General features: G+C 67.7%; 11 protein-coding genes and 3 pseudogenes. 6 read left to right on the top strand and 8 right to left on the bottom strand.

Features of this window, described 5'->3' with window-relative positions:
- Nucleotides 1-344: 344 nt before the first annotated feature.
- A complete protein-coding gene (locus ACRAS8_RS06945; protein WP_438484892.1) occupies nucleotides 345-1166 on the bottom strand; it encodes an ABC transporter permease in 822 nt (273 codons plus the stop codon).
- A gap of 94 nt (nucleotides 1167-1260) precedes the next feature.
- Entirely contained in the window at nucleotides 1261-2178 is a 918-nt protein-coding gene (locus tag ACRAS8_RS06940) for an ABC transporter ATP-binding protein (RefSeq protein WP_438490364.1), read from the bottom strand.
- Between the two features lie 711 nt (nucleotides 2179-2889).
- Here ACRAS8_RS06940 and ACRAS8_RS06935 point away from each other — a divergent pair.
- A pseudogene (locus ACRAS8_RS06935) lies at nucleotides 2890-5113 on the top strand (bifunctional polysaccharide deacetylase/glycosyltransferase family 2 protein).
- Between the two features lie 482 nt (nucleotides 5114-5595).
- Here ACRAS8_RS06935 and ACRAS8_RS06930 read toward each other — a convergent pair.
- Nucleotides 5596-6579: a UDP-glucuronic acid decarboxylase family protein gene (locus tag ACRAS8_RS06930; RefSeq protein WP_438484891.1), complete on the bottom strand. Its 984-nt coding sequence runs from the start codon at nucleotides 6577-6579 to the stop codon at nucleotides 5596-5598.
- Between the two features lie 154 nt (nucleotides 6580-6733).
- Here ACRAS8_RS06930 and ACRAS8_RS06925 point away from each other — a divergent pair, with 154 nt between their 5' ends.
- The gene (locus ACRAS8_RS06925) at nucleotides 6734-7594 is read left to right on the top strand and encodes a glycosyltransferase family 2 protein (RefSeq protein ID WP_438484890.1); all 861 of its coding nucleotides are present in this window, start codon (nucleotides 6734-6736) and stop codon (nucleotides 7592-7594) included.
- 30 nt (nucleotides 7595-7624) lie between these two features.
- On the opposite strand, the gene ACRAS8_RS06920 is transcribed toward ACRAS8_RS06925, so the two are convergent.
- The gene (locus tag ACRAS8_RS06920; protein ID WP_438484889.1) at nucleotides 7625-7966 is read right to left on the bottom strand and encodes a hypothetical protein; all 342 of its coding nucleotides are present in this window, start codon (nucleotides 7964-7966) and stop codon (nucleotides 7625-7627) included.
- A 131-nt stretch (nucleotides 7967-8097) separates the two neighbouring features.
- Between ACRAS8_RS06920 and ACRAS8_RS06915 the strand changes: the two genes are divergently transcribed.
- Nucleotides 8098-8568 (top strand): hypothetical protein, encoded by a 471-nt coding sequence (locus ACRAS8_RS06915; RefSeq protein ID WP_438484888.1) that lies wholly within the window; start codon nucleotides 8098-8100, stop codon nucleotides 8566-8568.
- Nucleotides 8569-8716: 148 nt separating this feature from the next.
- On the opposite strand, the gene ACRAS8_RS06910 is transcribed toward ACRAS8_RS06915, so the two are convergent.
- The 4 genes and pseudogenes from ACRAS8_RS06910 to ACRAS8_RS06895 form a co-directional block, all read right to left on the bottom strand.
- Complete coding sequence (locus tag ACRAS8_RS06910; protein ID WP_438490694.1) at nucleotides 8717-8959, bottom strand: hypothetical protein; 243 nt, start codon at nucleotides 8957-8959, stop codon at nucleotides 8717-8719.
- A complete protein-coding gene (locus tag ACRAS8_RS06905) occupies nucleotides 8956-9189 on the bottom strand; it encodes a hypothetical protein (RefSeq protein WP_438490693.1) in 234 nt (77 codons plus the stop codon). Before ACRAS8_RS06905 ends, ACRAS8_RS06910 begins: the two co-directional genes overlap by 4 nt.
- A gap of 298 nt (nucleotides 9190-9487) precedes the next feature.
- Nucleotides 9488-9880, bottom strand: a pseudogene (locus ACRAS8_RS06900) (recombinase family protein); the annotation flags it as partial.
- A gap of 112 nt (nucleotides 9881-9992) precedes the next feature.
- Nucleotides 9993-10478: pseudogene (locus ACRAS8_RS06895) on the bottom strand (hypothetical protein); the annotation flags it as partial.
- Between the two features lie 1067 nt (nucleotides 10479-11545).
- On the opposite strand from ACRAS8_RS06895, the gene ACRAS8_RS06890 reads away from it, so the two are divergent.
- From ACRAS8_RS06890 to ACRAS8_RS06880, 3 genes are all read left to right on the top strand, one after another.
- Entirely contained in the window at nucleotides 11546-11848 is a 303-nt protein-coding gene (locus tag ACRAS8_RS06890) for a transposase (RefSeq protein WP_438484887.1), read from the top strand.
- A gap of 172 nt (nucleotides 11849-12020) precedes the next feature.
- Nucleotides 12021-12347: an IS3 family transposase gene (locus tag ACRAS8_RS06885; RefSeq protein ID WP_438484886.1), complete on the top strand. Its 327-nt coding sequence runs from the start codon at nucleotides 12021-12023 to the stop codon at nucleotides 12345-12347.
- Nucleotides 12348-13149: 802 nt separating this feature from the next.
- Nucleotides 13150-13605, top strand: a complete 456-nt coding sequence (locus tag ACRAS8_RS06880) for a hypothetical protein (RefSeq protein ID WP_438484885.1) — start codon at nucleotides 13150-13152, stop codon at nucleotides 13603-13605.
- Nucleotides 13606-13645: the final 40 nt, after the last annotated feature.

The raw sequence follows: 13645 nt of genomic DNA, 5'->3' as shown, positions 1-13645 counted from the left end.
TCTCCAACTGCCGTTTGGGCGAAGGTGCTTGTGGGCGTGGTCGAGGTGTCGCGTTCGGCAAGGGCAGCGGCGGCGGGGAGGGCCAGGGCCACGGCGGCACCGGCTACCGCAGTGCAAACGGCGGTCGGCAGCCCCGCGCGCCTGCCGGGCCGGACAGTGTTCGGCGGCTTGCTGTTCATGGGTGGTTGCCGGGCTTTCTGCTGTGTCCTCAAGGCGTCCGCAACGGTCCCCGGCCTGGCCGGGACCGGGGGCGCGTCGGGGGACTGACGTGGTGTTGGGCGCCTGGACGTAGACCCGGCCGCCGAGGGCGTCGCGTCACCGTCACGCGTCGCGGTGACGCGTCATCACGCGTCGCGCCTGTCCAGCAGATACGCGGCCACGGCCATGCCCGCGGCCACCCAGGCGCACAGGACGGCGAAGCCTGCCCACGGCGCCAGACCATTGAGCATCGGCCCGGGCTGCATGATCGCCCAGCCGGCATTGCCGGGGAAGAGGCCCGAGGGCAGGAACCGCAGCAGGCCGTCGAAGCCGGGCACGCCCATCGACATGATCGGGATCACGAAGGACATCGCGGACACCACGACGATGCCGCCGACGGAACTGCGCATCACTGTGGCCACGGCGAACGCGAGCAGCGCCAGCCCGGCCAGGTACGGTCCGCCGCCGAGCACCGCGCGCACCACCTCGGGGTGCATGACCGGGCCCGAGACGGCGGGTGTGATCGCGTAGAGGAGGGCGAACGCGGCCGCACTCAGCAGCACTCCGGCCACCAGAGCGACCGCGGCCACCACCAGAGCCTTCGCCGCGAGCCACCGCTTCCGCCACGGCACGGCGGTCAACGAGGTACTGATCAGGCCCGTGCCGTACTCGCCGCCGATACTCCTCGCGGCCAGAACCACCACCGCCAACTGCCCAAGGCTCAGGCCGATGTGACTGCGTATCACCAATTGCCCGACGGGGAGGGGGCCCAACTGATCCGCGTGCGCGTTTCGGTTCGCCACGGCCAGGAAGCCGATCCCGATCACGGCGGCTGTGAGGACGAGCAGACACCACAGCGTCGAGCGGACGGTCCGGATCTTGATCCATTCCGACTGGACCAGGTGGACGAAGGACGGCTCGGTGTGCGCGGTGCACCGGTGCTCGGTCGTGGCGGCTGAGATGGCCATGGAGATACCTGTCTGCTGGTGGTACGTCGGGTCTTCGGTACTGGGTGGTCGCTGCACGTGTCTGCTGGTGCAGCACATGCCGTGCGCGCCGGCGTCAGTCGTGTCCGGCAGGGCCTGCGTGATAGTCGACGGCGTGTCCGGTGAGTTCCATGAACGCGGACTCCAACGAGACCCGCTGGACGGACAGCTCGTGCAGCACGGCCCCGCACTCGGAGGCGATGGCCGCGATCCGTTCGGCGTCCAGGCCGGTGACCACGAGCGTGCCGTCGTCCTCCGTGGTGATCCGACCGCCGGCGCCGTAGATCCGCTCGACAAGCGGGATGGCGTGCGGCGAGCGCACCCGGACCGCGTTGTGCGAGCTCCTGGCGATCAACTCGCTCATGCTCGTGTCGGCGATCAGCCGGCCGCGCCCGATCACGACGAGGTGGTCGGCGGTCACCTCCATCTCGCTCATCAGATGACTGGAGACGAAGACCGTGCGCCCCTCGGCGGCCAGCCTCTTCACCAGCGTGCGCACCCAGCGGACCCCCTCCGGGTCGAGCCCGTTGAGCGGCTCGTCAAGGAGCAGCACCTGTGGATCTCCCAGCAGCGCGGCGGCGATTCCCAGCCGCTGGCTCATGCCCAGCGAGAACGCGCCGACCCGTCGGCCTGCCACGTCGGTGAGACCGGTGATCTCCAGTACCTCGTCCACCCGGCTACGGGCGATCGCGTTGCTGCTCGCGAGAGCCAGCAGGTGCCCGTACGCCGTCCGCCCTGGGTGGGCGGTCTTCGCATCGAGCACCGCACCCACCTCACGCATGGGGTGACGCAGCTGAGGGAAAGACATGCCGTTGACGAGCGCGCTGCCGGAGTCCGGGCGGACCAGGCCGAGCAGCATCCGCATGGTCGTGGTCTTGCCTGCTCCGTTAGGCCCCAGGAAGCCCGTCACCCGGCCCGCACACACCGTGAACGACAGCCCGTCCACCACGGCCTTTCCGCCGTAGCGCTTGGTCAGGTCCCTGACCTCCAGCACGCCCGCACTCACCAATGGCCCCTTCCGTAATCGCCGTCTCTCGGCATCCCCGTCACCGTAGGAAGGCGGGCCCCTCCGCCGGGACACCCGAGAGGCCGCAGCTCACCCGCCGACCGTCCCGACCTCAGGGCCTGGTCGTCCGACGATCGGAGGACGGACACCCAGCCGATCGTCGGACCCGGAGATCAGGACGAGGCCCGGCGCGCGGGGACTGCGTGGAGGCAGCGGGTGCGCACGGTCGGCACAAGCGGTGGATCCGCTTCCAGCATCCACGGGCGGGTGGGCGATGCCGGCCCGCTGGTCGATCCCGGGGAATATGTGGGTGGGGATGACCCACCGTCCCGCCGCCGGACGGTGCCGCTCCCGAACACGAAGAACCCGGCTCTCGGATACCCCGGCAGCAAGGCGGTGCGGCCCGTCTTCGTCGACTCATCAGGGCGGCGGCAGCGCCGTGTGCGACGAGCCGTCAGGCTGTTGGTGATCGCTGCCTGCGGCTACCTCGCCCTACTGGTCAGCACGGTGCTGGGAGGCCCCACGCTCGGCTCCCCGCCCATCGCGCCGACGAACCCACACCACCCGACGGCCCGCCCCACTGCGCCCGGAAGACCACCACGCGGACGGCGCCTGCCGCGACTCCGGCGGCAGCGTCCGCGCGCACAGCGGTGACCAGCACCACCGTGCCCCCGCCGGCAGCCAGGGACCACGTACCCGATGCGACCCGCGGACCTCAGACGTGACCCCGGAGGCCCTTCCGTGACCGACCCCCACCAGCGCAGCGCCTCCCGTCGTCGCCAGGCCCGCACTCGTGAGATCACGCCTCGCACCCACTGGCTGCTGTCGGGCGTTCTCGCGGCGGCACTGTCCGTAGCACTGCTGCTCCAGGGCTACACCCACCACCTGTTCGGCACCACACCGGACGGAACACCCGGCGCTCGGGGCCCCAGCAGCGCGGTGCCCGCGGACGTCGCCAACGGCGGTCCGGTGATCACCAACGCCGACGTCTCCGCGCGCACCGCCGCAGTGAAGCCACGCACCATGGCGCTCACCTTCGACGACGGCCCCGACCCGGTCTGGACCCCGCGAATCCTGGACGTGCTGCGCCGTAACCACGTGCACGCGACCTTCTTCGTGGTCGGCACCAAGGCCGCCGCCCACCCCGAGCTGGTCCGCCGGATCGTCGCCGACGGCCACCAGATCGGCATTCACACCTTCACCCACGCCAACCTGGGCAAGCTCGCCCCCTGGCAACGCTCCCTGGAGCTGCGCGAGGCCCAACTGGCCGTGGCCGGCGCGGCAGGAGTCACCACCACGTTGTTGCGCCCCCGTACTCCTCGGGGAACAAAGCGCTGAACGACTCCGACTGGACAGCCGTCAAGCAAACGGCCAAAGACGGCTATGCGACGGTTCTCACCACCCAGGACTCCGAGGACTGGAAACGCCCCGGAGTGGACCGCATCCTCGCCCACGCCACTCCGCACGGCGACAGGGGGCAGATCCTGCTGATGCACGACGCCGGCGGCGACCGGGCACAGACCGTCGCCGCACTCGGCACCCTGCTGCCACGGCTCAAGGCCCAGGGCTTCGACTTTACGGCGGTCAGTGACGCGGTCGGCATGCCCGCCCCTGTCCAGCCCGCCGGGACCCTCGACCACATCTAGGGCACGGCGTTCAACCGGGCTCTCCAAGGCGGGGACTGGGTCGTGTGGCTGCTGGGTCTGCTGATGTACGCGACGGGGGCGATCAGCGTGCTGCGTGCCGTCGCCGTACTGGTCGCGGCCCGTCGGCACCGACGCGCCAGGGACCGGCGCAGGGGCCGGTCATCGGGGCCGCCGGTGACCCAGCCGGTCAGCGTCATCGTCCCCGCCTACAACGAGAGCGCCGGGATCGAGGCGGCCGTGCGCTCACTGCTCGCCTCGGACCACCCGGTCGAGATCATCGTGGTGGACGACGGATCCACCGACGGCACCGCCGACCTCGTGGAGTCCCTGGGACTGCCGGTGCGGGTGATCCGGCAACAGAACGCGGGCAAGCCCGCCGCGCTCAACACCGGCCTCACCGCCGCCTCTCACGATCTGGTGATCATGGTCGACGGCGACACGGTCTTCGAACCCGGCACCGTCCGGACGCTCGTCCAACCTTCGCCGACCCCCGCGTCGGCGCCGTCTCCGGCAACGCCAAGGTCGTCAACCGCGGCGGCCTGCTAGGGCGTTGGCAGCACATCGAGTACGTCGTCGGCTTCAACCTCGACCGCCGCCTGTTCGACCTCGCCGAGTGCATGCCGACGGTGCCCGGCGCGGTCGGCGCGTTCCGCCGCCAGGCGCTGCTGGACCTCGGCGGCGTCAGCGACGTCACCCTCGCCGAGGACACCGACCTCACCATGGCCCTGTGCGGCGCCGGCTGGCGCGTGGTCTACGAGGAGAGTGCGATCGCGTGGACGGAGGCGCCGGCTTCCCTCAAAGCCCTGTGGCGCCAGCGCTACCGCTGGTGCTACGGCACACTCCAGGCAATGTGGCAGCACCGCAGGGCGCTCACGCAGCGCGGTGCGGCCGGAAAGCTGGGCCGCCGGGGCCTGGTTTACCTGCTCCTTTTCCAGGTGCTGCTACCGCTGTTCGCACCCGTCGTGGACATCTTCGCCCTCTACGGGCTGGTCTTCCTCGACCCGGTCCGGATCATCGGCCTGTGGCTGGCCTTCCTGCTGGTCCAACTCCTCATGGGGCTGTACGCGTTCCGCCTGGACGGCGAACGCCCCGGCCCACTGTGGAGCCTGCCACTACAGCAGTTCGTCTACCGGCAGCTGATGTACCTGGTGGTCATCCAGTCCGTGTTCACCGCCGTGTCGGGCTCACGGCTGCGCTGGCAACGCATGGAACGGTACGGCAGCCTGCAGGCTCCCGGCGGAGTCGCGGAGCCGGCCCCGGCTGCGAGGGCTGGGTAGTAAGCAAGGCTCGGGGTCTTTGCTGTGGGGCAGGTGACGGGAATCGAATACGGGGGTGAACGTGGTTTCGGAGGTGACTGATGCTGCCGCTACACACGCCGTTGTCCAGTGGGCCGGCCGGTACAACACCGAGCGCCTGCACTCCGCCCTCGACGACCTTCCACCCGAGGAATTCGAGGCCCATTGCTACCGTTCTCAGGCGCCCCCGAACGCCGCCTGAGAACACGCAAACCGGCCGCTACGAAACTCGGGCAGCTCAGTAGCGGATCGGGCAACGGGCAAGGGTGCTCTACTCCGGTACCGCGCCGGCCCCAGCCGCGCCCGGACGGCCGCGCCCGGCATGGTGCGCCTCGACCTCCACGCCACCCCTCTCATCGCCCAACTCCCCGCTCCGACCCGTGCATTCCACACCGGCCCTCCGCTGGGCGGTTCCAGCTGGTGAGACCGCCACCTGGTATACGTGGCGACGGCAAGCAGTCCACTCATAAGGCTTCGGCGGATTCCGCGTGCGTGCCGATGGTGGAGCGGAACCAGGCGACCGTCCGCTCCAGCCCTTCCTCCAATCCGACCTTCGGTCCCCAGCCGAGGTGTTCGCGTGCGTACGCGATGTCGGGGCAGCGCCGGTCGGGGTCGTCCTCGGGGCGGTTGGTGAACGTGAGGGGCGACGCTGAGTGGGTTGTGCGCAGGATGAGGGCGGCCAGGTCACGCATGGATACCTCGTGGGGATTGCCGAGGTTGACCGGCCCTGGCACGGCAGAGGCATGCAGGGTGAGCAGTCCTTCGACCAGGTCGTCGACGTAGCACAGGGAGCGGGTCTGCGAGCCGTCGCCGGTGAGGGTAAGGGCGGATCCGCGCAGTGCCTGGGTGATGAAGGTGGGTACGGCGCGGCCGTCGTCCGGGCGCATGTGGGGGCCGTAGGTGTTGAAGATGCGGGCGATGGCCGTGCTCGTGCCGTGGGTGGCCCGATGTGCTGTTACCAGTGCCTCGGCGAAGCGTTTCGCCTCGTCGTAGGGGCTGCGGGGGCCGATGGGGTTGACGTGTCCCCAGTAGCTCTCGGGTTGGGGGTGTACACCAGGGGATCCGTACACCTCGGAGGTGGACGCCAGAAGGTATCGGGCCTGCTTCTCCCGCGCCAGGCCAAGGGTGTTGCGGGTGCCCGCGGAACCGGCCGCGAGGGTCTCCAACGGGTAGCGCAGGTAGTCGGTGGGGGACGCTGGGGAGGCGAGGTGGAAGACGGCGTCCACGTCTGCGCTGATCCGCAGTTGCTGTGTCACATCCGCATGGATCAGGCGGAACGGCCCGATGGACGGAAGCTCAGCGACGTTGTGGCGGCTTCCGGTGATGAGGTTGTCCACGCAGAGAACTGCGTAGCCTTCCTCCAACAGGCGGCGGGCGAGGTGGGAGCCGATGAAGCCCGCTCCGCCGGTCACGACCGCACATCGCCGATGCACAGGATCTCCCCTCATCGGGACCGGGACCCGGGACACGGGTTAGCTGTCCGCGGCGCCAGGATGAGCCGGAGCCGGCCGTGGCGCCAGAGCCTGGGGTGAATACCGGCCCTTCGGCGAGTGCCTTGAAAGCGTGGGTGCCGCCACCGGTTTGCACGTGTACGGTCCTGCCATGAATCCCGTGGACGGACGAGAGCATCCTCGTGTGTGCGTGGTGACGCCGACGAAGAACCGCCCGGACCGCTTGATACGGGCCATGGAGTCGGTCGCCGCCCAGACCGGAGTGACCACCCGGCACATCGTGATCGGGGACGACTGCCCCTACCTGGCCGATGCGCACCATGCCGAGAGGCTGCGGCGTCGATTCCCCACGGCCACCATACGGAACGTACAGCCCGGCGACCTGCCCGGTGTGTCCATTCAGGAGCTGCAATACGTCTCCGCGCGCCTGGCGCATCTGCGCAACCTCGGCATCCGGATGGCCGACGCGCCCTACGTGGCTCACCTCGACGACGACAACGTCTTCCACCCCGCCCACCTCAGCTCCCTGGTCGACCTCCTGCGAGACGACCCGTCGGCGCAGGTCGCGCACAGCTGGCGCCGCCTGCTCACCGAGGACGGCGCGGAGCTTGTGCCCGATGGTGCGGATCCCTGGCAGGGCGAGCCGTCCAAACGCGCTCACTCTTACGAACGTCTGCGGGCTCTGGGCGTTTTCGAGTCGGGCTCGTGCGTCATGCGGGACACCCTCCGCCCAAGTGGCCAGATCCGCGGCATCGACACGAACGAGTTCCTGGTGCGGACCGCTCTCCACCTGCGTATCCCTTTCCCGACACAGTTCACGCCCCGGCAGCAGGAACTCGGTTTCACCGAAGACCTCGTCTTCAGCCAGGAGCTCGCGCGCCAGGACGTCCTCGTCCTGTGCAGTCGGCGGGCGACCGTCGACTACTACATGGGCGGCTACTCCAACAGTCCGGGCTGGAAGAAGCTGCGCGACGCCCGCCTGAACACGTCTGACGCCACAGGGGATCAGTAGCAACTCCGCAGCAGTGCCGCCTTGGTCACGTCACACGATCAGGCGCCGAACAGCCGGGTGCGGGACCAGCTTCATCAACGCTGGCATCGACCCGCTGCGCGACACGATCAGCAGCGACAACCTGGACTCGAAGAAGCGCGGACTGACCTTCGCGCAGACCGCGCTGTCGCTGCTCCAGTCCTCCATCGCCTCCTCAGCGTCTGCCAGCAGACTGTGTGTGCTCTGCTTCGCCGAGAACAACCACATCAGCGTCGTGGGCATCGGCGGTGACAGCCGGTTCTTTGACGACACGCTCGACGCCTGGCGGTGCGCCCTGACCTGCCTGTCGAGCAGGCCCGGAGTCGTATCGCAGCGGATCGGGATCTGGGACACCAGCTACGCCGGCGGCTACGCCCTCGTGCTCGGCGCCGGCGGCCGGCGGCGGCGCTGTGTGGTCGCCCAGGTCCCCACCACCAGCGGCTACGAACAGGTGAGCTGTACCCGAGCAACTGCTGGCCGCCGCGGTGGACGACGTTACAGGCACGGTCAGCGGCAGCCGGAAAACCGGAGCGCCCACTTCTCCCGAAGCAGGGTCGGGGCACTGCCCATTCGACGAAAATGACTCAGAAGGACTGTTGATCTGTCCGGCCACTCCTGCCGCGAAGAAAGTGAAGCACTTGAGAAACAAACCCGACACCATCGAGTTCGTGTCCGGCGGTGCGCGTCACACCATCACCCGTGCCCAGGTCGAAGCTGCCGCCTCGCGCCTTCCCCCAGCGCACAGCACGACGTTCAGCCAGAACCGCACCTGGTACGCCCTTGTCGGCACCGGCCTCCACTACGTCTTGGATCTGATAGCCGAGGCCACCGGCACCAGGCCTTCCGAAGTGAAGACCGCCCGCCTCGCTCTCGACACCTTGGGCTTCCCAGTCGTCTGCTGGGCCTGGGGTGACCTTCTTACTGTCGGTCACTCCGGCCACACCGCGTCCGCATGAGATGACGACAATCCGCAGCCCAGCCCCTTGAACGACCACTCGCGTTCCCATCTGTCCGGTCTCCCGCCAGGGGCTCGAACCTGCGACTACGATGGAGCCAACTCCAATTCGGTGGTAACCGGCGTAATCCGTGGGGAATTGGTCCAACTCACCCCTCGGACACCAACCAAATCCCCACGGTTTCTCTGAAGCCGTGGGGATTTATCGTTTTTTGGGGGGTGTCGGGGGTGGGGGTGATCTGGGCGTGGATGGTGTGGTGGCCGGGGGTGTAGGTGAGGGTGAGGCCGAGCTGGCGGTAGATCTCGGCTTTGTCTTCGGGGGCGGCTTGGCGGATGGCGGCGGCGGGGTCGCTGATGGAGCGGACGAGGCGGGCGATCTCGTCGCGGGTCATGCGGCGGGGCTGGCTGCCGTGGGTGACGGTGCGGTGATCCACTGGGTGATCACGGTGGGGTCGGCGCCGGCTTCGAGGGCGGCGCGGTGGGTGGCGAGTTTCACGTCGCAGTCGGCGATCATGGCGCGGGCGGCTTCGGCTGAGGCGGCCTGTGGGGCGGTGGGGCGACTCTCGGGTGCTGCGGCGGCCATGAGGTCGATGGTGTCGTCGAGGCGGTGGGGCTGGAACACTGCTGTGAGCCACTCGTCGAGGGCCGGGCTGATCCATTTCTCTCGGAGGTAGACGTTTGCGGGGGTGGTGGATGCGGTTGGCCAGTGCGTATTCCTCGGGGAAGCGGCAGCGGTAGTAGGCATCCCCGTGTGACCACTGGGCCTGCATGCGGCGTGTGCAGGGCTGGCAGGTGATGCGGCCGCGCAAGAGGTAGGGGTTGTGGGTGCGGTGGACGGGGCGGGCGGCACCGGTGTGAGCTCGGCGATGGAGCATCTGCTGGGTGTGGGCGAAGGTGTCGTCGTCGATGAGCGGGGTGTGGACGGTCTTCTTGGAGATGATCCATTTGTCCTGGGTGTTCCAGCGCATCGCGGTGGTGTAGCCGAGGGAGACGTCCTCGATGTCCAACAGTGCCTCGAATTTGCTTTGCCTGTTCCAGATCTGGCGGCCGGTGTAGCGGGGGTTGGTCAAGATGGCGCGGACGGCGCTCTTGGCCCGGGCGAGGGCATCGCGGTGGGGGTTGCGGGGTCGTGGGCCGAGGGGCTGGGATGCCGTCGCGGGTGAGGTGCTCGGCGATGGCGAAGATGCCCAGGCCGCGCAGGAACTCGGTGAAGATGCGGACGACGAACGGGGCTGTGGCCGGGTCGGGTTCGAGGCCGTGGAGGCGTTTGCCGTCGGCGGCCTTGGCCGGGTTGGGGTGTGGCCCCAGGTCACAGAGTCGGTAGCCGTATGGTGGTCGGCCGCCGAGGTAGCGGCCTTCGGTGAAGGCTTGGGCAGCCATGGCGGCGTGGACGCGGACCTTGATGCGGTTGCGTTCGCCCTTGGACATGCCGCCGAAGACAGACATGATCAGGTCGTGGGCCTCGTTGTCCGCGTCGATGGGCCCACCGACTTCCGGGACCCACAGGGGGACGCCGTAGTGGGCGAAGAGCGGGAAGGTATTGCCGAACTGGGCTCCGTAGAAGGCGCGCTGGGGTTCGCCGATCACCACCGCGTCGAAGCCGCGGTGTGGGTCGGCGAGCGCGGCGAGCAGGTTGGCTGCGTGCGGGCGCCGCTTCCACGGCAGGGCACGCGTCTCGCCGATGTCGAAGTACTCGGTGGTGATCAGCCCTCCGGCCGGTTCGATGAGGCTCTGGGCGCGCCTGAGTTGCCATTGGCGGGAGGCTTCGGGGTCCTGATGGTCCTCGGTGGAGACCCGCCCGTAGAAGGCGAACTTCGATCCCGCTCGCAGGTGTCTGTCATCGGTGGCCTTTACGGGGGGGTGAGGTGGGGGTGGGGGGAGCCAGGGGAGAGGGGGTTGGTTTCCGGTCACGGTCGGGGGGCTTTCTGCTGGTGGTGATCGGGGTGGTCGTCCACGGATAGCTCGGGGTGGTCCAGAGCGCCAGCTGCTCTGTCTTCGGTTGCTGGGTTGTGGGGGTGTGTTCGGGTGGCGTGGCGGGTGAGGATGCGCAGCAGGGCCGCGGCGGCCGGCAGGTTCAGTTTGGGTGTGGGTGGGGTGATGACCACGCGGAAGTCGTCGGGCGGTGCATCGCGCCGGGGGCGCGGGCTCATGACGTGCGGAGGAGGGAAGAGGTGGTGGTGTGCATCGGCGGTTGGCGCCCGGGAGTGAGAGGTGAATCCGTCGGGTGCTGACGTGAGTAATAGAGATTCGGCAGTGTGTTTTTGCCACGGTCGTCGACAGGGCTCGAAGAGTCGGTTGACTCTGAGTCGGTGGGGACTGCTGGAGGCTGGCGCCGGGGGAAAGGTGGCCTTTGGCCTGCTCATGCGGCCAACGGGCCAGAGGTGAGCCACTGCCGAGGACCCGCGCCCGGCTCCGCAATAGGTCGGACGGGGCGGCTGGAAATCATCCGGACGGTGGTGCGGCTCGCCCGTTGTTCGCCCGGCGCCGTGGAGGAGAGGCGGAGCCGAAGTGTCGTCCCGCCCGGCGGCTTGGGCACACAGTCCCAAGCCGCCTGCTGCGTACTGCCGATGAAGGGGCGTTAGCAGCCGTGACGACCGTTTCGGCTACACGTGCGGAAACGGAATGCCTCGGTGTTTGGCGGCCTGTGCTCTCGTGGTTGCGCCGGAGCGGCGCGCCGTCCGGGCTTGGTGAACAGCAGGACGTCCTCAAGTGTCATCGTCAAGACCTGTGGATTGGTGACATTAGCTTTTGATCCGTCCACGCCATTGACGCTCGCCGTCGTGCCATGTGTCGGTGGGCGTGAGGCCGACAGCGGTGGCGACTGCGTTTGGTGTCCTCTTCCAACACCCCACGGTCAGCCCCTCGACCACTACCCGGCCAAAGGTCCCATCACTGTCTTGTCCGTCTGCCCGTGAGGGGCCGCGCGTTCTCCGGACAGGGACCCAATAGGGTTGTCCTGAATAGGAAACGAGGAAGAAGTGGCGCCACCGAGTAAGTACTCGCCGGAGTTCCGCGAGGAAGCCGTCCAGATCGCATTGAGGTCAAGCAAGACGATCTCCGAAGTCGCCCGGGAGCTTGAGCTGAACCCGGAGACGCTACGTGGCTGGGTGAAGAAGCACCAGAAACAGCAGGAACCGGCTCCCGCTGCGGAATTGACGGTGAACGAGCGGGTGCGCTTGAAGGAACTCGAACCACGCAACCGCGAGCTGGAGACGGAAGTTACCGTTCTGAATAAGCCGCAGCGTGCTTCGCGAAGGACCCCCGGTAGCAAGCAAGTATGAGTTCATCGGCGAGATGCGGCGCGACACCGAGGAGTACGCATAGAGCGTCGAGTTCATGTGTGGCCGACTCGGCGTATCCAGATCCGGCTACTACGACTGGCGATCCCGTCCGGAATCCGCGACGGTCCAGCGGCGCGAAGAACTGAAACCGCTCATCAAGAAAGCCTTCGTCATGTCCGACAGCACCTATGAGCACCGGCGCATCCAGGCCCAGCTGCACCGCCGGGGCGTCACCGTCGGCTTGGAGCTGGTCCGCCGCCTCATGCGTGAACTGGGCCTTCAGCCCTGCCAGCCACGGCCGAAGAGGTTCAACCTCGCCCAGGCCGCGGCCGGCCAGGTGCCGGACCTCGTCGGCCGCAACTTCACCGCGGAGGCGCCCGGCGAAAAGCTCGTCGGCGATATTACCTACATCGCGACCGGGGAGGGATGGCTGTACCTCGCGACGGTCATCGACTGCTGCACGAAGGACGTCATCGGTTACGCGATGGACAACCACTAGCAAACCCAAACCCCACTGATATCCAGGGCTATCCGCAACGCGGCACGAAACAGGAAGCTCGCCGCAGGCGTGATATTTCACTCCGACCGCGGCAGCAACTACATGTCAGTCCAGTTCGGGAAGACGCTCAACCGGTTTGGACTCCGTAGGTCTTCCGGCCGCACCGGGATCTGTTTCGGCAATGCCATGGCCGAGTCTTTCCTTGGCGCCCTGAAGAACGAGCGTGCATCAAGGGTGACTTGCCTGAACCGGAGGCTTCCCGGCAGGACATCACTCGCTACATCGAATTCTGGCACAATCGCAAACGCCTCTACTCGGCGGTGGGTTACCGCCCTCCACGTGAAGTTCACGCCGAGTACGAGAAGTTGCGAATCCCCCGCGCGAAGATGGACATCAGACACCTGTCCGGAGAACGCGCGACCCCTCAATCGCAGGGGCAGGGGCGGATCTTGGACAGCAGTCACGTTGCGGGGCGAGGGTGCAACACGTCGAGCCGGATTCCGCCGACGTGAGACCGCTCACGACATCGTAGTCGCCTGAACAGCCAGATGACGTACGCCCCAAGTCTGCTTCGTGCGCCCCTCCGTCGTATGTGTGCCCCGGAGGGCACGGTGGGGATTCGGTATGTATGCGGACGAGTTCCGCCCCTCCTGTGAGGAAGATCCGAAGGGGCCAGGGGCAGGATTCGCTTGGTGTGGAGGTGTCTTCTCACCGTCCCGCCCTGCTTGGACAGGGCAGGCGTTCCGCGACAAGTGACGACAAGCAATGTGGCAAGTGACGACAAGCAAAAGGGGCATCACCTATGCCGACTCACATCCTTGCTGGCCTGGGGACTGCCAGCTCCAGCTACAGTCCGCCCATCACCCAGAGCGCGCAGACGGTCACTGTGCACAGCGATACGACATTTGTGCCGCCTGTGCCCTGTGCCGATGACCCTACTAGGCTACTGGTGTCCTCTCAGGTCGACGGCACCTTTGTGACTCAGTGCCTGGGCACCGTCACCGACGCGAACCACCATGGCACGCTCAAGTGGTCGGACGGCACCACCAGCGCGTTCAACGTGGACACGTTCACTGCCGAACGCGTGGAAGGCCACATTGTCGGACATGCCGAGGGCACCATCATCAATGGGCACTACTCGGGTGCCACCATCAATCTTCTCCCTCTCCGGCTGGCAAACCAGACCGCAGCCTGCCTGGCCGGTGGCAGTGTTTCCGGCGGCACTGGTTCAGAAGTGGTCGTCGTGACAGCGCCCTGAGTCTGGATCAACCGGTCGGTAACGGGGGCGCCGGTCTTCT

The organism is Streptomyces sp. S186 (assembly GCF_051603415.1).
Classification (GTDB): Bacteria; Actinomycetota; Actinomycetes; order Streptomycetales; family Streptomycetaceae; genus Streptomyces.
The sequence above is the reverse complement of the archived record's forward strand: the minus strand, read 5'-3'. Positions and strand labels throughout refer to the sequence as shown.

Bases quoted from the DNA above. Each gene is read 5' to 3' on its own strand.
- ACRAS8_RS06930 (WP_438484891.1), bottom strand. From the start codon at position 6,579: ATGAGGGGAGATCCTGTGCATCGGCGATGTGCGGTCGTGACCGGCGGA.
- ACRAS8_RS06945 (WP_438484892.1), bottom strand. From the start codon at position 1,166: ATGGCCATCTCAGCCGCCACGACCGAGCACCGGTGCACCGCGCACACC.
- ACRAS8_RS06880 (WP_438484885.1), top strand. From the start codon at position 13,150: ATGCCGACTCACATCCTTGCTGGCCTGGGGACTGCCAGCTCCAGCTAC.
- ACRAS8_RS06885 (WP_438484886.1), top strand. From the start codon at position 12,021: ATGTCCGACAGCACCTATGAGCACCGGCGCATCCAGGCCCAGCTGCAC.
- ACRAS8_RS06925 (WP_438484890.1), top strand. From the start codon at position 6,734: ATGAATCCCGTGGACGGACGAGAGCATCCTCGTGTGTGCGTGGTGACG.
- ACRAS8_RS06910 (WP_438490694.1), bottom strand. From the start codon at position 8,959: ATGACCCGCGACGAGATCGCCCGCCTCGTCCGCTCCATCAGCGACCCC.